The organism is Burkholderia sp. S-53 (genome assembly GCF_025560745.1).
Classification (GTDB): domain Bacteria; phylum Pseudomonadota; class Gammaproteobacteria; order Burkholderiales; family Burkholderiaceae; genus Burkholderia; species Burkholderia pyrrocinia.
In genome coordinates this window covers 865,248-883,109 of record NZ_CP090484.1, presented here as the reverse complement: position 1 = coordinate 883,109, position 17,862 = coordinate 865,248, and the positions used below count along the sequence as shown (strand labels likewise).

20 protein-coding genes are annotated in these 17,862 nt (G+C 68.5%); 14 read left to right on the top strand and 6 right to left on the bottom strand.

Going from position 1 to position 17,862, the window contains the following annotated elements:
• Nucleotides 1-172: 172 nt before the first annotated feature.
• Nucleotides 173-1,549 (bottom strand): ATP-binding protein, encoded by a 1,377-nt coding sequence (locus LXM88_RS26195; RefSeq protein ID WP_262545546.1) that lies wholly within the window; start codon nucleotides 1,547-1,549, stop codon nucleotides 173-175.
• The gene (locus LXM88_RS26190; protein WP_059239568.1) at nucleotides 1,546-2,208 is read right to left on the bottom strand and encodes a response regulator; all 663 of its coding nucleotides are present in this window, start codon (nucleotides 2,206-2,208) and stop codon (nucleotides 1,546-1,548) included. The genes LXM88_RS26195 and LXM88_RS26190 overlap by 4 nt, the downstream gene beginning before the upstream one ends.
• Nucleotides 2,209-2,724: 516 nt before the next feature.
• Here LXM88_RS26190 and LXM88_RS26185 point away from each other — a divergent pair.
• The 6 genes from LXM88_RS26185 to LXM88_RS26160 all read left to right on the top strand — a co-directional run bounded on the left by LXM88_RS26185 (nucleotide 2,725) and on the right by LXM88_RS26160 (nucleotide 7,482).
• On the top strand, nucleotides 2,725-3,078 hold the full coding sequence (locus LXM88_RS26185; RefSeq protein ID WP_096473745.1) for a YgiW/YdeI family stress tolerance OB fold protein: 354 nt from the start codon (nucleotides 2,725-2,727) through the stop codon (nucleotides 3,076-3,078).
• Between the two features lie 55 nt (nucleotides 3,079-3,133).
• Nucleotides 3,134-3,994, top strand: a complete 861-nt coding sequence (locus tag LXM88_RS26180; RefSeq protein WP_047902647.1) for a MurR/RpiR family transcriptional regulator — start codon at nucleotides 3,134-3,136, stop codon at nucleotides 3,992-3,994.
• A 55-nt stretch (nucleotides 3,995-4,049) separates the two neighbouring features.
• Entirely contained in the window at nucleotides 4,050-4,475 is a 426-nt protein-coding gene (locus LXM88_RS26175) for a GNAT family N-acetyltransferase (RefSeq protein WP_262545541.1), read from the top strand.
• Between the two features lie 239 nt (nucleotides 4,476-4,714).
• Nucleotides 4,715-5,575, top strand: coding sequence for an isocitrate lyase/PEP mutase family protein (locus LXM88_RS26170; RefSeq protein WP_262545539.1), 861 nt, complete (start codon nucleotides 4,715-4,717; stop codon nucleotides 5,573-5,575).
• Nucleotides 5,576-5,920: 345 nt separating this feature from the next.
• The gene (locus LXM88_RS26165; RefSeq protein ID WP_262546927.1) at nucleotides 5,921-6,187 is read left to right on the top strand and encodes a YodC family protein; all 267 of its coding nucleotides are present in this window, start codon (nucleotides 5,921-5,923) and stop codon (nucleotides 6,185-6,187) included.
• Nucleotides 6,188-6,306: 119 nt separating this feature from the next.
• On the top strand, nucleotides 6,307-7,482 hold the full coding sequence (locus LXM88_RS26160) for a cytochrome P450 (protein ID WP_262545538.1): 1,176 nt from the start codon (nucleotides 6,307-6,309) through the stop codon (nucleotides 7,480-7,482).
• A gap of 15 nt (nucleotides 7,483-7,497) precedes the next feature.
• On the opposite strand, the gene LXM88_RS26155 is transcribed toward LXM88_RS26160, so the two are convergent.
• Together LXM88_RS26155 and LXM88_RS26150 are read right to left on the bottom strand one after the other, a co-directional pair.
• Nucleotides 7,498-7,824, bottom strand: coding sequence for a superinfection immunity protein (locus LXM88_RS26155; RefSeq protein ID WP_047902652.1), 327 nt, complete (start codon nucleotides 7,822-7,824; stop codon nucleotides 7,498-7,500).
• Between the two features lie 90 nt (nucleotides 7,825-7,914).
• Complete coding sequence (locus LXM88_RS26150) at nucleotides 7,915-8,334, bottom strand: rhodanese-like domain-containing protein (protein WP_262545535.1); 420 nt, start codon at nucleotides 8,332-8,334, stop codon at nucleotides 7,915-7,917.
• A 114-nt stretch (nucleotides 8,335-8,448) separates the two neighbouring features.
• Between LXM88_RS26150 and ftrA the strand changes: the two genes are divergently transcribed.
• The 7 genes from ftrA (at nucleotide 8,449) to LXM88_RS26115 (ending at nucleotide 15,382) form a co-directional block, all read left to right on the top strand.
• Nucleotides 8,449-9,411: a transcriptional regulator FtrA gene (ftrA, locus tag LXM88_RS26145; RefSeq protein ID WP_262545534.1), complete on the top strand. Its 963-nt coding sequence runs from the start codon at nucleotides 8,449-8,451 to the stop codon at nucleotides 9,409-9,411.
• Nucleotides 9,412-9,464: 53 nt separating this feature from the next.
• Nucleotides 9,465-10,196, top strand: coding sequence for a hypothetical protein (locus LXM88_RS26140; RefSeq protein WP_262545533.1), 732 nt, complete (start codon nucleotides 9,465-9,467; stop codon nucleotides 10,194-10,196).
• Nucleotides 10,197-10,244: 48 nt separating this feature from the next.
• Nucleotides 10,245-11,315 carry an NAD(P)H-dependent flavin oxidoreductase gene (locus tag LXM88_RS26135; protein ID WP_262545531.1) on the top strand — a complete coding sequence of 357 codons (1,071 nt, stop codon included), beginning with the start codon at nucleotides 10,245-10,247 and terminating at the stop codon, nucleotides 11,313-11,315.
• 80 nt (nucleotides 11,316-11,395) lie between these two features.
• The gene (locus LXM88_RS26130; RefSeq protein ID WP_262545530.1) at nucleotides 11,396-12,850 is read left to right on the top strand and encodes a M20 family metallopeptidase; all 1,455 of its coding nucleotides are present in this window, start codon (nucleotides 11,396-11,398) and stop codon (nucleotides 12,848-12,850) included.
• Nucleotides 12,851-12,911: 61 nt separating this feature from the next.
• Nucleotides 12,912-14,021 carry a malate/lactate/ureidoglycolate dehydrogenase gene (locus tag LXM88_RS26125; RefSeq protein ID WP_262545529.1) on the top strand — a complete coding sequence of 370 codons (1,110 nt, stop codon included), beginning with the start codon at nucleotides 12,912-12,914 and terminating at the stop codon, nucleotides 14,019-14,021.
• A 16-nt stretch (nucleotides 14,022-14,037) separates the two neighbouring features.
• A complete protein-coding gene (locus LXM88_RS26120) occupies nucleotides 14,038-14,613 on the top strand; it encodes a TfoX/Sxy family protein (RefSeq protein WP_262545527.1) in 576 nt (191 codons plus the stop codon).
• Nucleotides 14,614-14,803: 190 nt separating this feature from the next.
• Nucleotides 14,804-15,382 (top strand): NnrU family protein, encoded by a 579-nt coding sequence (locus LXM88_RS26115; RefSeq protein WP_262545525.1) that lies wholly within the window; start codon nucleotides 14,804-14,806, stop codon nucleotides 15,380-15,382.
• 132 nt (nucleotides 15,383-15,514) lie between these two features.
• Here the strand turns inward: LXM88_RS26115 and LXM88_RS26110 are convergent, their stop codons facing one another.
• Nucleotides 15,515-16,252 carry a sulfite exporter TauE/SafE family protein gene (locus LXM88_RS26110; RefSeq protein WP_262545524.1) on the bottom strand — a complete coding sequence of 246 codons (738 nt, stop codon included), beginning with the start codon at nucleotides 16,250-16,252 and terminating at the stop codon, nucleotides 15,515-15,517.
• Nucleotides 16,253-16,546: 294 nt separating this feature from the next.
• On the opposite strand from LXM88_RS26110, the gene LXM88_RS26105 reads away from it, so the two are divergent.
• Nucleotides 16,547-16,984, top strand: a complete 438-nt coding sequence (locus tag LXM88_RS26105; RefSeq protein ID WP_262545522.1) for a hypothetical protein — start codon at nucleotides 16,547-16,549, stop codon at nucleotides 16,982-16,984.
• A 165-nt stretch (nucleotides 16,985-17,149) separates the two neighbouring features.
• Here the strand turns inward: LXM88_RS26105 and LXM88_RS26100 are convergent, their stop codons facing one another.
• A complete protein-coding gene (locus LXM88_RS26100) occupies nucleotides 17,150-17,824 on the bottom strand; it encodes a TetR/AcrR family transcriptional regulator (RefSeq protein ID WP_262545520.1) in 675 nt (224 codons plus the stop codon).
• Between the last annotated feature and the right edge of the window lie 38 nt (nucleotides 17,825-17,862).

The following is a 17,862-nucleotide window of genomic DNA, read 5'->3' as shown; positions in this document are numbered from 1 at the left end:
TCGGCGAGAACGATCTGGAAAACGATCGCGGTGCCGTTGCCGGCGACCGCATGGCGCATTTGCCGCGCACGCGTGACAAACCCTTGCCGATCAAGGGCTTGGTGCCGTTAATGGAAGGTTGTCCACAAGCTTGCCAACATAATCTGTGGACAAGCTGCCTGTCACGCGCGCATCAGACTGGTGCAGGAAAGCGCACCGTGACGGTGAGCCCGCGCCCGCCGCGCGTGGTACTGAGCGCGACCGTCGCGCGATGCTGTTCTGCGATCCGCTTGACGATCGACAGCCCGAGCCCGCTGCCCGACGACGTGACCGCCTGCGCACCCTCGCCGCGATAGAAGCGCTCCCACACGTCGGTGCGCTCGGACTCCGGGATTCCGGGGCCGTCGTCGGCGACTTCGAGCACGGGCGTCGTGCCGTCGATGCGCGCGGACACGTCGACACGCGCGCCGTCGCCCGCATAGCGGATCGCGTTGTCGACGAGATTGTTCAGCAGCACGCGCAGCGTGTTGAGATTGCCCGCGGCCATCACGGGCGCTGCGACGATCGCGCCGAGATCGATCCGGTGCGCATCGGCGACGCGCGCGCGGTCCGCGACCACCGACCGGCACAGTGCGGCGAGATCGATAGGCGCAGACGCGGCCGCGGCCGCTTGCGCATCGGGTTCGAGACGCGCGAGCGTCAGCAACTGTTCGGCGAGGTGGCCGAGGCGCGTCGTGCCCGCATGGATTTGCGCAAGGATGCGCTCGCGCTCTTCGGCGGTCGCTGCGCGCCGCAGCAAATTCGACTGGATCGACAGCCCCATGATCGGCGTGCGCAACTCGTGCGCGGCATCGGCGATGAAGTGCCGCTGCAGCGTGAACGAGCGGTCGAGTCGCGCGAGCAGGTCGTTGATCGCTTCGGCGAGCGGCCGGACTTCGTTCGGCATCGACGCGACGTCGACCGGTTCGAGGTTGTTCGCATTCCTGCGCTTCAGGCCGGACGCGATCGTGCGCAGCGGCCGCAGCCCCGCGCCGATGCCGAACCACAGACCGATCGCCAGCACCGGCAGCATCGAGAAGACCGGCCACAGCAGGTGTACGGCGATGCCTGCAATCGCTTCCCACCGTGCATGCCGCGCCTGCGCGAGCCGGATCGTCGTGCCGCCTCGCTCGGTCACGTAAGTGCGCCACGGCTGGCCGCCGACGTCGATGCTCGCGATGCCCTTCTGCGCGGGCGGCGGCAGCGTCGAATCGCGGTCGGTCGAATACACGAGCGTGCCGTTGCGCCAGACCTGCAGCAGCACGGCATCGGGATCGCTCGCCTCGAAGCCGTGCTTGCCGTTCGCGCCGTTGCTGAACGACAGCTCGCCGTTCGGGCCGACGACGATCTGCTTCGACATGCTGCGCATCTGGTCGTCGAGCAGGTCGTCGAGTTCGCGCAGCGCGCCCCAGTAGGTGCCCGCGCTCGCGACCAGGCCGATCACGCACGCGGCCGGCAGCAGCCACATCAGCAGGCGCCGCCGCAGCGACGCGTTGCGCCAGCGCGCGATCGCGCGTTGCATGCCCGTCATGTGCCGTCACCGATCCGGTAGCCGACGCCGCGCACCGTGCGAATCATGTCGTGGCCGAGCTTCTTGCGCAGGTTGTGGATGTGTACCTGCACCGCATTGCTTTCGATTTCCTCGCCCCAGCTATACAGCCGCTCCTCGAACTGCTCGCGCGAAATCACCGCGCCCGGTTCGCGCATCAGCTCGTGCAGCAGCACGAACTCCTTCGGCGACAGCGGCACTTCGTCGTCGTCGAGCCAGACGAGGTGCTTGACGGGATCGAGCCGCAGCGGGCCGATCGCGAGCGTCGTCTGCGCGCGTCCCGCATGGCGGCGGTTGACCGCGCGAATGCGGGCGAGCAGTTCGTCGAGCTCGAACGGCTTCACGAGATAGTCGTCCGCGCCGCTGTCGAGGCCCGCGATGCGGTCCGGCACGCCGTCGCGTGCGGTGATGATGATCGCGGGCAGGGTTTCGTCGCGGCGGCGCAGCGCGGCGAGCACCGACAGGCCGTCGCGGTTCGGCAGCCCGAGATCGAGCAGCAGCAGGCCGTAGCCGGTCGAGCGCAGCGCGAGCGACGCGGCGTCGCCGTCCTTCACCCAGTCGACCGCGAAGCCTTCCTGTTTGAGGCCCTGTTCGAGCCCGCTGCCGATCAGCGGATCGTCCTCGACGAGCAGTACGCGCATGGATTCGTGTCCCTTCAGCAGGGCGCCGGGCGCCCGGGGTTTTAGGGTCTGTTTACATATGGAACGTACATGCGAATGCCCGAAATCGCTCGTAGTGCAAGGAGCGAGAAGCGCCGTTTGGCCGAGCCAAACAAGCGACGAACGACGCCGCCATACGGGCGATTTCGGGCATTCCCGTGACATGAATTTTTTAATTTGGGGTTGCCACGAGAACGGCCGCTCGCCGCGTTGCGCTTCTTGCGAATACGTCAGTATTCGCAGCGTCGCGCGCCTCGCGAGCGGCCGTTCTCGTGGCAACGCATGCACGTTCCATATGTAAACAGTCCCTAATGATAAGCGGGCGTGCCTTAGCGGGAGCTTAAACACGGACGCCTCTGTGCGTTGGCGCACCGGACCGATGCGCCAGCGTGCCGCTTCGGACGGGCTTCAGGTGTTCTTAATCTTACGCTCCGTAATCTCGGGCCGTCGCGTTCAACGAGAGCGCGGCGCACCATCTAAACAAGGAGGAACGAGATCATGAAACACCTGACCAGAATCCTGGCTGTCGCGCTCGCCGTGCTGCCTGCCGCCGTCTACGCGGAATATACCGGGCCGTCGACGCTGACCACGACGACCGTGAAGGAGCTGCTCGCGAACGGCAAGGACGATCAGCACGTGCAGTTGCAGGGGCGCATCGTCAAGCATGCCGGCGGCGAGGACTACGAGTTCGCCGACGCGACCGGCACGATCCGCGTCGAGATCGACAACAAGCTGTGGGCGGCCGGCCAGCCCGTCAGCGACAAGAGCGAAGTGAAGCTGACCGGCGAATTCGAGCGCAAATGGTCGGGCAAGGTGAAGGTCGACGCCGACCATGTAGAAGTGCTGCACTGACCGGTGCGTGCGGGGCCGGTGATAACATGGACGACCGGTTCCCGTTCCCACCAAGATGGCCGCCAATTTCGACGAACTCGCGTCCCGGATCCGGGCGCAATTTTCCGAGCTGAGCCCGCAATTCCAGGCGGGCGCCGCATTCCTGCTCGATCATCCCGACGAAGTCGCCACTTCGTCGATGCGCAAGGTCGCACAGCGCGCGCAGGTGCAGCCTGCGTCGCTCGTGCGGCTCGCGCAGCAATTCGGTTTCCCCGGCTGGAACGAGCTGCGCGACCTGTGCGTCGCGCGGGTGCGCACGCGCCCCGAGCCGCTGACGCAGCGTGCGCGCTCGCTCGTGCGGCCCGATGCGAAGGCGTCGCTCGCGCACGACCTGCTCGCCGCGCAGCAGCACAACCTGTCGGCCACCGCCGCGCAGAACGAGCACGCGCTCGCCGACGCGGCCAGGCTGATCCGCAAGGCGTCGCACGTGCATGTCGCGGGGTTCCGCTCGTGTTATCCGGTTGCATTCGGTTTCGTGTACGGCTACCGGCTGTTCCGTCCGACCGTATCGCTGCTCAACGGCGTCGCCGGTTCGCTCGAAATGGAACTGCGGACGATCGCGAAGCAGAGCGTGACCGTCGTCGTCAGCTTTGCGCCGTATTCGGCGGAAGCGACGCGCGTCGCGCAGGCGGCGAAGGCGCAGGGCAGCCGGATCGTCGCGATCACCGACAGCGCGGTGTCGCCGATCGCGCTGCACGCGGACGCGCAACTGATCTTCACGCACGACAGCCCGTCGTTCTTTCCGTCGCTGGTGGCCGCGCACGCGATGGCCGAGGCGCTGGTCGCGCAGTTGCTCGCGCTCGAAGGCAGCGATGCGATCGCGGCGCTCGAGCGCACCGAGGCGGAGCTGCATGCGAAGGGCGCTTACGTCGTTTGACGCGGCACGCGCGGCTTCGGCCGTCCGTCATTCACGCTTCAACCCGACGCAACCGATGACGTTCACATACGAGGTGACCGACGCGGGCGACGCGAACGTGCGCAAGCAGATCGTCGCGCCGCTCGTCCGATTCAACGAACGCCACGCCGGCCCGGCCGACTTTCGCCCGCTGGCCGTGATCGTGACCGACGCCGAAGGCGCGGTGGTCGGCGGCCTGTGGGGCGGCACGGCGTTCGGCTGGCTGCATGTCGACCTGCTCGTGGTGCCCGAGGAAGCGCGTGGCCAGGGCGCCGGCACGCGCATCATGGATCTGGCCGAAGCGGAGGCCGTCGCGCGCGGATGCCACAGCGCATGGCTCGACACGTTCGACTTCCAGGCGCGGCCTTTCTACGAGAAACGCGGCTACGTCCGCTTCGGCGAGCTGCCGGATTATCCGGTCGGGCACACGCGGATTTTCCTGACGAAGAAGCTTGCGGGCTGAGCGACGGTCGCGCGATACCATTCTCCGAAGCCGTCGCCGACGCGTTGCTCGGCATCGACGGCGGGCAGCCCGGATCGACGTGAACGAAGGCGGTCCGGCAGCGGTGCCTGCCTGCTCGCTGCCTGCCGCCGGCGCGCCGCCGATTTTTTCCTGTCGCGCGGCGACATTTCGGCCATCGCTGAAACGTCGCGCGCACGACCGGCGTAAGCTCACCCGTCAACACTTTCCGGGAGTCCGCGATGAACCGTTCCGACCTTCAAGCCCGCCAGGCCGAAGTTTTCCGCACGCTGCACACGCGCCCCGGCGCATTCATCATCCCGAACCCGTGGGACGCCGGCACCGCCCGCCTGCTCGCGATGGCCGGTTTCGAGGCGCTCGCCACCACGAGTGCCGGCTACGCGTTTTCGAAAGGGCAGCCCGACAACGCGATCGACCGCGACGCCATGCTCGATCACATCGCCGATCTCGTTGCCGCGGGCGGCCTGCCGGTGAGTGCCGATCTCGAGAACGGTTTCGGCGACGCGCCCGAGACCGTGGCCGAAACGATCCGGCTGGCGGCCGAGGCCGGCGCCGTCGGCGGCTCGATCGAGGACGCGACGGGCCGCGCCGATGCGCCGATCTACGCGCACGACGCGGCGGTCGAGCGCATTGCGGCGGCGGTCGACGCGGCGCGTGCGCTGCCGTTTCCGTTCACGCTGACCGCGCGTTGCGAAAACTACCTGCACGGCCGCCGCGACCTCGCCGATACGATCGCGCGGCTCGTTGCTTATCGCGACGCGGGCGCCGACGTGCTCTACGCGCCGGGCATTACGGACGCCGCAGAGATCGCGGCGGTGACGCAGGCGGTCGCCGCGCCCGTCAACGTCGTGATGGGGCTGCAGGGCGGGTTGTTGAGCGTCGACGAGCTGGCGGCGCTCGGCGTGAAGCGCGTCAGCGTCGGCGGCGCGCTGGCGCGGGCCGCGCTCGGTGCGTTCCTGCGCGCCGCGACGGAGATGGCGCGCGACGGCACGTTCACGTTCACGCAGGCGGCCGTGCCGGGGCGCGATATCAATCGCTGGTTTGCGGCGCCCGATAATTCGCCGGTTTCGTTCGGAGAATGACAACAAATAAAACGTGGGATCGTTTCCAGTCGAAATATTGATTGACAATAATCAACCGGTTTCGCATCCGGTTTAAACGTCGATGACGACGCGAAAATCGTCGTTTATTCTCCGCATTCCGCCGGCTCGACCGGAACTGGCGCGCAGGCCGCGCCGGCTCTGGTGGTCGGCTACCCGCCCCGCGCACCGGTGCCGCACATTGTTGCATTTTCCCGATCGACGATATTTCGCGTGCGGGAGTTGCCGGTTATTTTTTTGATTGATAATCTGCGTCATATTCAAATGACCGGTTGTGCGGGCCGCCGGGAATATCAATATATTCAATATATAAAAACCGAGAGAGCGATGACGATCCGAGAAAATCTGCGCGTAAGGTTTCGCGTCGGCGATGTCGTGACGCTGAAAACAGGCGGGCCGCGCATGACCGTCACCTATGCCGGGCCGGTCGTGTTCGACGACGCCGACTGGCTGATCTGCCAGTGGTTCGACGAAAGCGGCGAGTTCCGGCAGGAAATGTTCCATCACGACACGGTGGTGCCGGAGCCGCGCGCGATTTCGGCCGGGCGCGTCCGGATGCGGATGCAGTCGCACCGCTACCGGTCGGCTGCCTGACGCCAGCCTGTCGTCGCGATGCTGCAGTGCGTGCAATACGTGCAATACGCAGCGCCCGTGCGACGACATTTCACGTGAGCCCGAAACATGCGGCAGCGCACTGCGCCGATACTGTTCGCATGAACTCGAACCCGATCGATCCCATTGCCGCGGTTACGCACCGCGATCCCTATCCCTACTATGCGGCGCTCGTCGACGGGCCGCCGCTCGCGTTCGACGCCACGCTCGGCCTGTGGGTCGCGAGCCGCGCGGCGGCCGTGACGGCCGTGCTCGGCCATCTCGCCTGCCGCGTGCGCCCGCTGGATGCGCCCGTGCCGCCCGCGTTGCGCGGCACGACGGCCGGCGCGCTGTTCGGCGAGCTGGTGCGGATGAACGACGGCGCGTTGCGGCACGACGTGCCGAAGCAGGCGCTGCGCACGGCGCTCGCGCCGATCGACACGGCCAAGCTGCGCGATCGCGCGGCGCAGCTTGCGGCGCGGCGGTTGCCTGCGCCGGACGATGCCGACGCGCTGAATGCGTGGTGCATGACGGTGCCCGTCTGTGCGGTTGCCGATCTGCTCGGCTTCGACGAGACGCAACTCGACGACATCGCGGCGCAGGTCGTCGACTTCGTCGCCGCGCTGTCGCCGCTGTCGGACGCGTCTGCGCTGGCCCGCGCGAGCGGCGGCGCGCGGCAACTGCTCGACCGGATGACCGAGCGCGTCGCGCAGACGCGCGCGCACGACGGCACGCTCGTCGCCGCGGTGCAGCAGGCGGCCCGTGCGTCGGGCTGGCACGCGAGCGGTGCGCTGGTCGCGAATCTCGTCGGGTTGCTGTCGCAGACCTGCGAGGCGACGGCCGCGTGGCTCGGCAACTCGCTGGTGGCTTGGAACGGGGAAGCGGAAACCGCGCACGTTGCGCCGGACGCCGCCGCGCTCGACGCGTTCGTTGCGGAAGTCGGGCGCTTCGATGCGCCGGTGCAGAACACGCGCCGCTTCGTCGCGTCGCGCACGACGATCGAAGGCGTGACCGTCGAAGCCGGCGACGCGATCCTGGTCGTGCTCGCCGCGGCGAACCGCGACCCGGCCGTGCATCGCGACCCGCACCGGCTGATGCCCGGCCGCGCCGCGGGGACGAATTTCGGCTTCGGCACGGGGCCGCATGGGTGTCCGGGCGAGCGGATCGCACGGGCGGTGACGGCGGGGGCGTTTGCGGCGTGGTTGCGCGCGGGCGGCTGGCCGCCGCGTGGCAGGCTGACGTGGAGTTACCGCGCGTCGACCAACGTCAGAATGCCGACGTTCGATGCGGCACGGTGAAGGGAAAAGAGGGACTTAACGGCAGCCTTGCTTCTCCGCCCATTGCTCCTGGGCGGCGACGCGGCGCTGCACGCGTTCGACGAGACCGGTCGAGAAGGTCCGCATGCTGATGCTGCGGCGCTTTGCAAGGATCGTCTGCGCGACATCGGTGCGCGGATTCGGCTGGCAAGCCCAGTACAGCGTCATCAGCCAGCCGATGCCGGTCCACCCGAACAGCGCGTTGAACATCGCGATCGTCAGCTTGTCGTGCCGGCCGCGCCGGTCGGCAATGACGGCCGGCACGAAATAGAGCGCGATCGCGACGACTGAACCGGCCACTTGAATCAGGACTGCATCGTTCATGGTGCTGCTCCGTCCGAACTGCAATGGGGCTGATTGTCGCGCTTTTTCCGTTCGTGTGCCGGCAATTGATTGTTGCGTTTTTAATGACGATCAGCGGGCCTCGGCGCCTGCCGGCTGCAGTTCGTTGCTCAGCGCGAAACCTTCGTCGAGCCAGCCCGTCACGCCGCCGATCATCAGCTTGACGGGGCGGCCGAGGCGCGCGAGTTCGATCGCCGCGCGCGCGGCGCCGTTGCAGTGCGGGCCCGCGCAGTAGACGACGAACAGCGTGTCGGCCGGATAGCCGGCGAGCTTGCCCGCGACGATCTTGCGGCGCGGCAGGTTGCGCGCGCCGGGCACGTGGCCGGCGGCGAACTGGTCGGGGCCGCGCACGTCGAGCAGCACGAAATCGGGCGCGCCGGATGCGAGCGCGTCATGCACGTCCCAGCAATCGGTCTCGAATCGCAGCGATGCGGCGAAATGCGCGAGGGCGGCCGGGCTGTCGGCGGCGGGCACGTCGGTGACGAAGGACATGGGCAGGCTCTCCTGGATGAACGGGCGCGGAATGCGCCGGCATGGAGGGCAGTATCGCGGTTCGGCGCGCTTCGCGGCAGTGGCGCGATCGACAAGTTCCGGTAACATCGCGCCATGCACAATCATCTCGTCGTCGCGCTCGCCTACGATCGCCTCTGCACGTTCGAATTCGGCTGCGTGGTCGAACTGTTCGCACTCGAACGCCCCGAACTCGGGGTCGACTGGTATCGCTTCGCGGTATGCGCGAGCGAGCCGGGGCCCGTGCGCGCGGCGGGCGGCATCACGGTCGCCGCGCCGTACCGGCTCGCGACGCTCGATCGTGCGGACACCATCGTGATTCCCGGCTGGCGCGACCCGGACGAACTGCCGCCCGAGCCGCTGCTGAAGAAACTGCGGGCCGCGCATCGGCGCGGCGCGCGGCTCTGTTCGATCTGTTCGGGCGTGTTCGTGCTGGCGGCGGCCGGCGTGCTCGACGGGCTCACCGTGACGACGCACTGGCGTTACGCAGAGCGCTTGCAGGCACGTTATCCGGCGCTGCGCGTGAATCCCGATGCGCTTTACGTCGACGAAGGGCAGATCGTCACGTCGGCCGGGTCGGCGGCGGGGCTCGACATGCTGCTGCATCTCGTGCGCCGCGATCACGGCGGCGCGATCGCGAACCGTGTCGCGCAACGCCTCGTGCTGCCGCCGCATCGCGACGGCGGCCAGGCGCAGTTCGTGCCGCGCCCGGTCGCGCCGGGCGGCAGCGACCGGCTCGCGAAGCTGATCGACTGGATGCGCGCGCACGCGGCCGAGCCGCACACGCTCGCGTCGCTCGCTGCGCAGGCCGCGATGAGCACGCGCACGCTGCAGCGCCAGTTCGCGGACGCGACGGGGATGTCGCCGCTCGCGTGGCTGATCCGCGAACGCGTGAACGTCGCGAAGGATATCCTCGAAGCGCAACCCGCGCTGTCGCTTGCGCAGGTCGCGGCGCGAGCGGGGTTCGGTTCGGAGGAGTCGCTGCGCCGGCATTTCCGGCGCGTCGCGGCGACGAGCCCGGCCGCGTACCGGCGCGGGATGGATCGCGGCGGAAGATAATAACGGGCGCCGAACGGGGCCGTTCGGGCACGACAACAAAAGGAAAAAACATCATGGGCTTGCTCGGAAAGCTGTTCGGAAAGAAATCGCACGACGAAGCGTCGTCGGCATCTCAGGCGCCTTCGACTGGCGAGCAGGGTGAGCAGAACGAGCAAAACGGCCCCGACATCGCGCCCGAACTTGCGCCCGCGCTGGCGGCCTACCAGGCGGGCCGGCACGAGGCCGCGATCGCGGGCGCCGCGCCGTACGCCGAGCGTCTCGCCGATGCGGCGCGGCTTTGCGCGCTCGCCTATTCGGCGATGGATCGGTATGCCGAAGCATTCCCGTACTGGCTCGCGTTGTTCGAACGGGAGCCGAGCGCGCACAACGCGGTGCAGCTCGCGACGACGTCGGTGATGTGCGGTGAGGTAAAGCGCGGCGAAGCGTGGATGCAGAAGGCCGCCGAGATCAATCATGAAACGCGCGAGCAGTCGGACGTCGCCGCGCGCGTGAACTTCATTTCCGCACTGATGCAAGGCGGCCATCTTCACGACGCGCTGCCGCATATCGCGTGGATGCGCGACGTGTACGGTCAGGTGCGCATCACCGATTCGACGTTCCTTTACATGCGCGGCATTCCGTTCTTTCCGTCGTTCCTCGAGAAGAGCCTGGAGATCCTGAAGGCCACGCAGCCGGCCGATGCGATTGCGCCGTGGTACGGCGCGCTCAACGGCAAGCTCGACGAAGAAGGCGAAGCGCAGCTTGCCGCGTGGGTCGGCCAGCTGCCGGGACAACCGGCCGCCTGAAAGGCCGCCGGCTCTTGCGATGACCATTCATTCCGAACAAGGATTCCGATGACGATGCTGCCTTCCCGTTTGCCGCTGATCCAGGCGCCGATGGTCGGTTCGCTGAGCTCGCTCGCGATCGCGGTGTGCGAAGCCGGCGGGCTCGGTTCGCTCGCGTGCGCGGCGCTCGGCCCGCAGCAACTGCGCGACGAGATCGCGGCGATCCGCGTGCGCACGCCCGCGCCGTTCAACGTGAACTTCTTCTGCCACACGCCGCCGGCGCCCGACGCCGAGGTCGACGCGCGCTGGCGCGCGGCGCTCGCCGGCTACTACGCGGAAGCCGGGCTCGATCCGGCCGACGTGAAGGGCGGCGCCGGTCGCGCGCCGTTCGACGATGCGATGTGCGCGGTCGTCGAGGAGCTGCAGCCGGCCGTCGTGAGCTTCCATTTCGGGCTGCCGCACGACACGCTGCTCGATCGCGTGCGACGCACCGGCGCGCGGGTCGTTTCGTCCGCAACGACCGTCGAGGAAGCGCGCTGGCTCGATGCGCGCGGCGTCGACGCGATCGTCGCGCAGGGCGCGGAGGCCGGCGGCCATCGCGGGATGTTCCTGACCGACGACATTCACGCGCAACCGGGCCTGTTCGCGTTGCTGCCGCAGATCGTCGATGCGGTGCGCGCACCGGTGATCGCGGCCGGCGCGATCGCCGACGGGCGCGGCATCGCGGCTGCGTTCGCGCTCGGCGCGCGTGCGGTGCAGATCGGTACCGGCTATCTGCTGACGCCGCAGGCCGGCCGTTCGGCGCAACATCGCGCGGCGGTACGTGCTGCGCGCGACGACGGCACGCGCGTGACCAATCTGTATACGGGCCGCCCCGCGCGTGGGCTGCTGACGCGTTTCATGCGCGAGCAGGGGCCGATGAGCGCGCTCGCACCTGCGTTCCCGCTCGCGACCGCGGCGGTCGATCCGCTGCGCGGCGCGTTCGAGCGGCGGGGCCGCGACGATTTCTCGCTACTGTGGTCCGGCGAGGCCGCGGCACTCGCGCGCGACGAGGATGCGGGCGAACTGACGCGGCGCCTGTGGTCCGACGCGCTGGCCTGCGCGGCAGGGCTGTGCGACGCGTTCCCGCAGGCGGTCTGAACGCACGCGGAAGGGGGCGCCGACGGCGCATCAACGGCGTATGATCTGGTTTTTCGTCAGCCCGATCCAGGCCCCCCACCATGACCTCCGTCGACACTACCCCCGTCCTCGACCATGACAAGCTCGTTACCTTCATCGAGCGCAAGTGGAACGATGAAATCCTCCACGCACTGACCGACTACATCGCGATTCCCGCGAAGAGCCCAGCGTTCGACCCCGACTGGGAGAAGCGCGGTTACCTCGAGCGCGTCGTCACCGATGCCGCGCAGTGGGCCGAACGCCAGCCGGTGAAGGGCCTGAAGCTCGAGATCGTGCGCTTGCCGGGCCGCACGCCGGTGATCTTCTTCGAATCGCCGGCAACGCGTTCGGGCAGCACCGACACGATCCTGCTGTACGGCCACCTCGACAAGCAGCCCGAATTCGACGGCTGGCGCGCGGACCTCGGCCCGTGGACGCCGAAATTCGAGAACGGCAAGCTGTACGGCCGCGGCGGCGCGGACGACGGTTATGCGATCTACGCGAGCCTCGCGGCGCTCGGCGCGCTCGACGAGCAGGGCATCGAACGGCCGCGCTGCGTCGGCCTGATCGAGACCTGCGAGGAATCGGGCAGCTACGACCTGCTGCCGTACGTCGACGCGCTGCGCGACCGGCTCGGCCAGGTGTCGCTTGTCGTGTGTCTCGATTCGGGCGCCGGCAACTACGACCAGATGTGGCTCACCACGTCGCTGCGCGGCCTCGTGTCCGGCGACCTGCAGGTCGAGGTGCTGGAAGAAGGCATCCACTCGGGCGTCTACGGCGGCATCGCGCCGTCGAGCTTCCGCGTGATGCGCCAGTTGTTCGAGCGTCTCGAAGACGCAAAGAACGGCAACCTGCTGCCGGGCGTGTTCCATTGCGAGATTCCGTCGAGTCGCGTGCGCGAAGCCGACGCGGCCGCCGCTATCCTCGGCGACGCGGTGTGGAAGGGGCTGCCGTGGGCATGCGGCGCGGACGGCAAGCCGGTGCTGCCGACCACGACCGATCCGCGCGAGGCGCTGCTGAACTCGACGTGGCGTCCGTCGCTGTCGGTGACGGGCGCGGCCGGCATGCCGGCGCTCGCCGATGCGGGCAACGTGCTGCGTCCGCGCACGGCGTTCAAGCTGTCGCTGCGCCTGCCGCCGCTCGTCGACGCCGCGCAGGCCGTGCAGCAGCTGAAGGAACTGCTCGAACTCGATCCGCCGTACAACGCGAAGGTCACGTTCAAGCCGGACGCAGGCGCCGCGACGGGCTGGGCCGCGCCGGATCTCGCACCGTGGCTCGCGTCGTCGCTCGACGCCGCGTCGCGCCGCCACTTCGGCGCGGACTGCGCGTACATGGGCCTCGGCGGCACGATCCCGCTGATGAACGTGCTGCAGGAAGGCTTCCCGTCCGCGCAATTCATGGTGTGCGGCGTGCTCGGGCCGAAGTCGAACGCGCACGGCCCGAACGAGTTCCTGCATGTGCCGTACGCGAAGAAGCTGACTGCGGCGGTTGCCGACGTGATCGCGACCGCGCGCTGATCGCCGCGACCGTTCGACGTCCCGATTGCCCGACCCGATCCGACCTGACGGAACCCTGCCGATGACCGCACTGCCGACGCCCGACACCGAACCGCTGCGCATGCGCGCCGAACCGCTGCATGCATTCGTCGCGGCACTCTGGGAACGGGCCGGCAGCAGCGAGCGCGAGGCGCGGCTCGTCGCCGATCACCTGGTCGGCGCGAATCTCGCGGGCCACGATTCGCACGGGATCGGGATGATTCCGAACTATGTCGCGTCATGGCGGGAAGGGCAGTTGCAGTTGAACGGGCACGCGTCGATCGTCCGCGACGGCGGCGCGGTGCTGACGATCGACGGCGGGCGCGGCTTCGGCCAGGTGATCGCGTTCGAGGCGATGGTCGAGGGGATCGAGCGCGCGCGGCGCATGGGCATCTGCGCGGTCGGGCTGCGCGACGTGCATCATCTCGGCCGCATCGGGCACTGGGCCGAGCAGTGCGCGCGCTCGGGGCTCGTGTCGTTCCATTTCGTCAACGTGCCGGGCGACCTGCTGGTCGCGCCGCTGCACGGCACCGATCCGCGCTTCGGCACGAACCCGTTCTGCGCCGCGTATCCGCGTGCGGGCCGGCCGCCGCTGCTGCTCGATTTCGCGACGAGCGCGATCGCATACGGCAAGACGCGCGTCGCGTACAACCAGGGCAAGCGCGTGCCGGCCGGGTCGCTGATCGACCATCGCGGCCAGCCGACCGACGATCCGGCCGTGATGCACGAGCAGCCGTTCGGCGCGCTGCTGCCGTTCGGGCTGCACAAGGGCTATGCACTCGCGGCGATGTGCGAGATTTTCGGCGGCGCGCTGGTCGGCGGGCATACGACGTACGGCGACACGCTGCAGAAGACGAGCGCGATCGTCAACGGGATGCTGTCGGTGCTGATCGATCCGACAGCGTTCGACGCGGCCGATGCCGAGCGCGAAGCCGATGCGTTCGTCGCATGGGCGAAGGCGTCGCCGCAGGCCGGCGACGCGCCGGTGCAGGTGCCCGGCGAGCCGGAGGAAGCGAGCCGCGCCGCGCGCGGCGCCGGCGGCATTCCGGTCGACCGCGCGACGTGGCGGCAGATTCGCGACAGCGCGGCGGCCGTCGGCTTCGACGACGCGGCGCTCGATGCGTGGACGCAGCGCTGTATCGGCGCTGCCTGACCGGCAAGGGCGGCCGATGAGCTGGCAGGCGGACAAGGCGCACGGCGAGGAGATCGCGTACCAGATCGCGAGCCTCGGCCATATCGAAGTCACGCGATTCTTCAGCGGCGCCGCGTTGCGGCTCGACGGCGTGATGTTCGGTTTCCTGGCGCGCGGGTCGATGTTCCTGCGTGTCGACGACGTGAACCGTCCGGCGTTCGTCGCGGCGGGGATGGGGCCGTTCTCGTATTCGGGGCGCACGCGTACCGTCGCGCTCGAGGGCTACTACGAGACGCCGGCGGACGTGCTCGAGGATGCGGGCGCGCTGTTCGACTGGTGTCGCGGCGCGTATCGCGCGGCGCTGCTGGCGGGGCCGCCGAAGCGCAAGGCGAGGGCGGCGCCGAAGACGGCATCCGGAACGGCGTCGACGACAGCGCCGAAACCGGCATCGAAGACGGCGCCGAAACCGGCATCGAAGGCGGCGTCAAAACCCACGTCGAAACCGACGACAGGCCAGAAATCGACGCCGGCATCGAAACGGCCTGCAAGGCCGTCGCCCGAAACGGCACCCAAAACGGCTTCGAAATCGTCACCGACACGTAAGAAATCCTAGTGTCGATTGCGTGAAGCAACGGCTTCGCGATTTCTGCATGCTTCACAACGGCGGCCCCGGCGTTTATGATCGGCGCGGATCGCGCTCGTGCCTGGCGCGGCCCGCGCCGGCCTCGCCGCCGGCTCCGCGAACGCGCATCGTACGCCGCGCGCGACGCTTCCCCACTCATCATTCCAGACGGAGACAGCCGATGCTCGTCCTGATTCTCGGTTTAGCGATCTTCCTCGGTGTGCACTCGATCCGGATCGTCGCCGACGGCTGGCGCTCCGCGATGATCGCGCGAATCGGCGAGAAAGGCTGGAAGGTCGGCTATGCGATCGCGTCGATCGTCGGCTTCGTGCTGATCGTCCGGGGTTACGGAATCGCGCGCGAGGGTGCGGCGCTGCTGTGGGTGTCGCCCGTCGGCGTACGCCACCTCACCGGCATGCTGACCGCGATCGCGTTCGTGCTGATCGCCGCATCCTACGTGCCAGCGAACCGCATCAAGACGCTCGTCGGGCATCCGATGCTGGCCGGCGTGATGGTCTGGGCGGTTGCGCACCTGCTCATGAACGGCACGGTGCACGCGGTCGTGCTGTTCGGCGCGTTCTTCGTGTGGTCGCTCGTCGATTTCGTCGTGTCGCGTACGCGCGATCGCCGCGACGGCGTCCGCTATCCGGCCGGCAAACTGTCGGGCGACGCGGTGGCGATCGTCGCCGGGCTCGCCGTGTGGGCCGTATTCGCGGGGTTCCTGCACGGCTGGCTGATCGGCGTGCGGCCGTTCGGCTGAGCGGGCGGCCGGCCCAGGCCGGCAGCCACGGCAGGAAATCGCGGAGGATTGCACCGGGCAGGATCGCTTTGTGCCGGGCCGCCGGCGATGAATCGGAATGACTGCCGCGGTGGCGGCAACGGTGTGCGTGCGTCAGATCGGCTTGACGAACAACCCGATGGTCAGCACCGCGCCGATGCAGACGATGCCGATCCGCAGCGCGCGTTCGTTCACGCGATGCAGCGCCCACGTGCCGAGCAGCCCGCCGACGATTGCACCGCCGCCGAGTGCGAGCGCCGCGCCCCAGTGCAGGTGCGGCGACGTCAGGAACAGCACGACGGCCGATGCGTTCATCACGCCGGCAAGCGCGTTCTTCGTCGACATCGCGTGACGCGGCGACAGGCCGGCCATCGTCAGCGTGGCCATCATCAGGAAGCCGAGCCCGCCGCCGAAGTAGCCGCCGTAGATCGCGATCATGAACTGCGAGATCGCGGCGGGCACGGTGCCGAGGTGCGCCGTGCCCTCGCCCGGCTTGCGGAAAAAGCTGCCCCACGCGAACACGATCGTTGCGAACAGCACGAGCCACGGCACGAGGCGCGAGAAGATCGACGAAGGCGTCTTCAGCAACAGCAGCCCGCCGAGCGCGCCGCCGACGACGCTGATCGCGAACAGCGCGCGAAACGACAGCTTGCCGGCGCCGCGCACCATGTTTCGGCTTGCCCAGCCGGTCGTGACCTGCGCGGGAAACAGCGCGACCGTCGACGTGATGTTCGCCGCGAGCGGCGACATGCCCGACACGATCAGCGCGGGCAGCGTGACGAACGAGCCGCCGCCGGCGAGGGTGTTCTGCAGGCCGGCCCAGAGGCCGGCGAGGATGACGAGGGCGAGCATCGGTGCGGGAGCGGGGAGGTGGCTGGGTTCGCTTGCCGGAAGCGGGCAGGCGCGGCGGACGCACGATGGTAATGCAGGATCGCGGGCGCGGGAAGGAAGAGCGCGGCGGGACAATCCGGGGAGCCGATGCAGAGCGTCCGTCGCGTCGTGGCGCGGTCGAACGTGCCGGCCGGATTCGGCACGGCGGCGGTGCCGGCCAGGAAAGCGCCCGATTTAACGCTTCATTACGATGGGCTTACCTGAAAGATGCTAAATTCGCCCATCGATATCTCATAAAGCGGAAAGGGCAGACAGATGCTGAAGAAATTGGCCGGGATGGCAGTGGTGGTCGGTGCGATGGCGGTGGCGTCATTGCCTGCCGTGGCAGGCGACACGAACAATGCACTGGGCGGCGCGCTGGGCGGCGTCGCGGGCGCAGCGGTCGGCAACGCGGTTGGCGGAAGCACGGGTGCGATCATCGGCGGGGCCGTGGGCGGTGGCGCAGGCGGTGCGGTGACGTCGAACAAACGCGAACGCACGGGCGCGGTCGTCGGCGGCGCACTGGGTGGCGGCGCGGGCGCCGCTGCGGGCAACGCGATGGGCGGCACGGCCGGCAGCCTCGTCGGCGCCGCCGTGGGCGGCGGCGCGGGTGCGGCGCTGGGCGGCCACGTGTCGCGCAACAACTCGCGTTCCGACGATCATTACCGCGGCAACAAGCACAAGAACAAGAAGCGCTACAAGCACGACGACTGACCGGCGGGTCTCGGGCGAGCCGCAGTGGGGCGAGCAAACGGTGACCAAGCACACAGCAGCGCAATGTCACCCGGCGCTTTCCCGGCGAGCGCCGATGGCGCCGGGTAGCAGGCACGTCTCCGTGACCGCCGTGCATGAATGGCGATCACGGAGGCGGTCAATCCGTCATTCCGTCTTTCCGTCTCGAGTGATCAGCGCGTTGAGCACCAGATTCGAAATGGTGCGGTAAGCCGCGTCGAAATCGTCGCTTCCGAGCGTGCGCTTGCCGAGCACCAGCAGCATCTGCGGGGCGAAATCCGCATACGCCTGCGTGGCGGCCCAGATCAGGAAGAACAGGTGCTCCGCATCGACCTGCCTGACCTTGCCTTCGTCGATCCAGCGTTCGAGCACCCGGATGTCGTCGCGCAACACCGGAATCAGTTGCTTGCGGATTTCCTTTCCGTAGGTCTTTGCTCCGCCGATGATCTCCAGCGCAAAAACCCGCGATCCATGCGGGCGATTTCTGGAAAATTCGAGCTTGGCCCGGATATAGGCCGACATCGCTTCCGCGGGCTCGCGATCGGGCGCCGCAAACTCCCGCATCCTGCCGAGCCAGTCGCGCAATACGTCGTCCAGCACGCGTCGGTAGAGCGCCAGCTTCGTCGGGAAGTAGTACATCAGGTTCTGCTTCGACAAGCCGGCGGCCGCTGCGATCGTGGTCACCGAACTTCCCTCGAAGCCGTACGTGGAGAACGATTCCTCGGCCGCGGCGAGAATGGCCGCCTCGAGCGTGCCACGCAGCGCTTCCCGCCGGCGGTGGGGCCGGACGGGCGTTTCCGGAGTCGGCCCGGACGGGTTCATCGCTCTTCTTCCACCGGCATGTCGGACCAGCGTCGTCG

Bases quoted from the DNA above. Each gene is read 5' to 3' on its own strand.
- LXM88_RS26195 (WP_262545546.1), bottom strand. From the start codon at position 1,549: ATGACGGGCATGCAACGCGCGATCGCGCGCTGGCGCAACGCGTCGCTG.
- LXM88_RS26190 (WP_059239568.1), bottom strand. From the start codon at position 2,208: ATGCGCGTACTGCTCGTCGAGGACGATCCGCTGATCGGCAGCGGGCTC.
- LXM88_RS26185 (WP_096473745.1), top strand. From the start codon at position 2,725: ATGAAACACCTGACCAGAATCCTGGCTGTCGCGCTCGCCGTGCTGCCT.
- LXM88_RS26180 (WP_047902647.1), top strand. From the start codon at position 3,134: ATGGCCGCCAATTTCGACGAACTCGCGTCCCGGATCCGGGCGCAATTT.
- LXM88_RS26175 (WP_262545541.1), top strand. From the start codon at position 4,050: ATGACGTTCACATACGAGGTGACCGACGCGGGCGACGCGAACGTGCGC.
- LXM88_RS26170 (WP_262545539.1), top strand. From the start codon at position 4,715: ATGAACCGTTCCGACCTTCAAGCCCGCCAGGCCGAAGTTTTCCGCACG.
- LXM88_RS26165 (WP_262546927.1), top strand. From the start codon at position 5,921: ATGACGATCCGAGAAAATCTGCGCGTAAGGTTTCGCGTCGGCGATGTC.
- LXM88_RS26160 (WP_262545538.1), top strand. From the start codon at position 6,307: ATGAACTCGAACCCGATCGATCCCATTGCCGCGGTTACGCACCGCGAT.
- LXM88_RS26155 (WP_047902652.1), bottom strand. From the start codon at position 7,824: ATGAACGATGCAGTCCTGATTCAAGTGGCCGGTTCAGTCGTCGCGATC.
- LXM88_RS26150 (WP_262545535.1), bottom strand. From the start codon at position 8,334: ATGTCCTTCGTCACCGACGTGCCCGCCGCCGACAGCCCGGCCGCCCTC.
- ftrA (WP_262545534.1), top strand. From the start codon at position 8,449: ATGCACAATCATCTCGTCGTCGCGCTCGCCTACGATCGCCTCTGCACG.
- LXM88_RS26140 (WP_262545533.1), top strand. From the start codon at position 9,465: ATGGGCTTGCTCGGAAAGCTGTTCGGAAAGAAATCGCACGACGAAGCG.
- LXM88_RS26135 (WP_262545531.1), top strand. From the start codon at position 10,245: ATGACGATGCTGCCTTCCCGTTTGCCGCTGATCCAGGCGCCGATGGTC.
- LXM88_RS26130 (WP_262545530.1), top strand. From the start codon at position 11,396: ATGACCTCCGTCGACACTACCCCCGTCCTCGACCATGACAAGCTCGTT.
- LXM88_RS26125 (WP_262545529.1), top strand. From the start codon at position 12,912: ATGACCGCACTGCCGACGCCCGACACCGAACCGCTGCGCATGCGCGCC.
- LXM88_RS26120 (WP_262545527.1), top strand. From the start codon at position 14,038: ATGAGCTGGCAGGCGGACAAGGCGCACGGCGAGGAGATCGCGTACCAG.
- LXM88_RS26115 (WP_262545525.1), top strand. From the start codon at position 14,804: ATGCTCGTCCTGATTCTCGGTTTAGCGATCTTCCTCGGTGTGCACTCG.
- LXM88_RS26110 (WP_262545524.1), bottom strand. From the start codon at position 16,252: ATGCTCGCCCTCGTCATCCTCGCCGGCCTCTGGGCCGGCCTGCAGAAC.
- LXM88_RS26105 (WP_262545522.1), top strand. From the start codon at position 16,547: ATGCTGAAGAAATTGGCCGGGATGGCAGTGGTGGTCGGTGCGATGGCG.
- LXM88_RS26100 (WP_262545520.1), bottom strand. From the start codon at position 17,824: ATGAACCCGTCCGGGCCGACTCCGGAAACGCCCGTCCGGCCCCACCGC.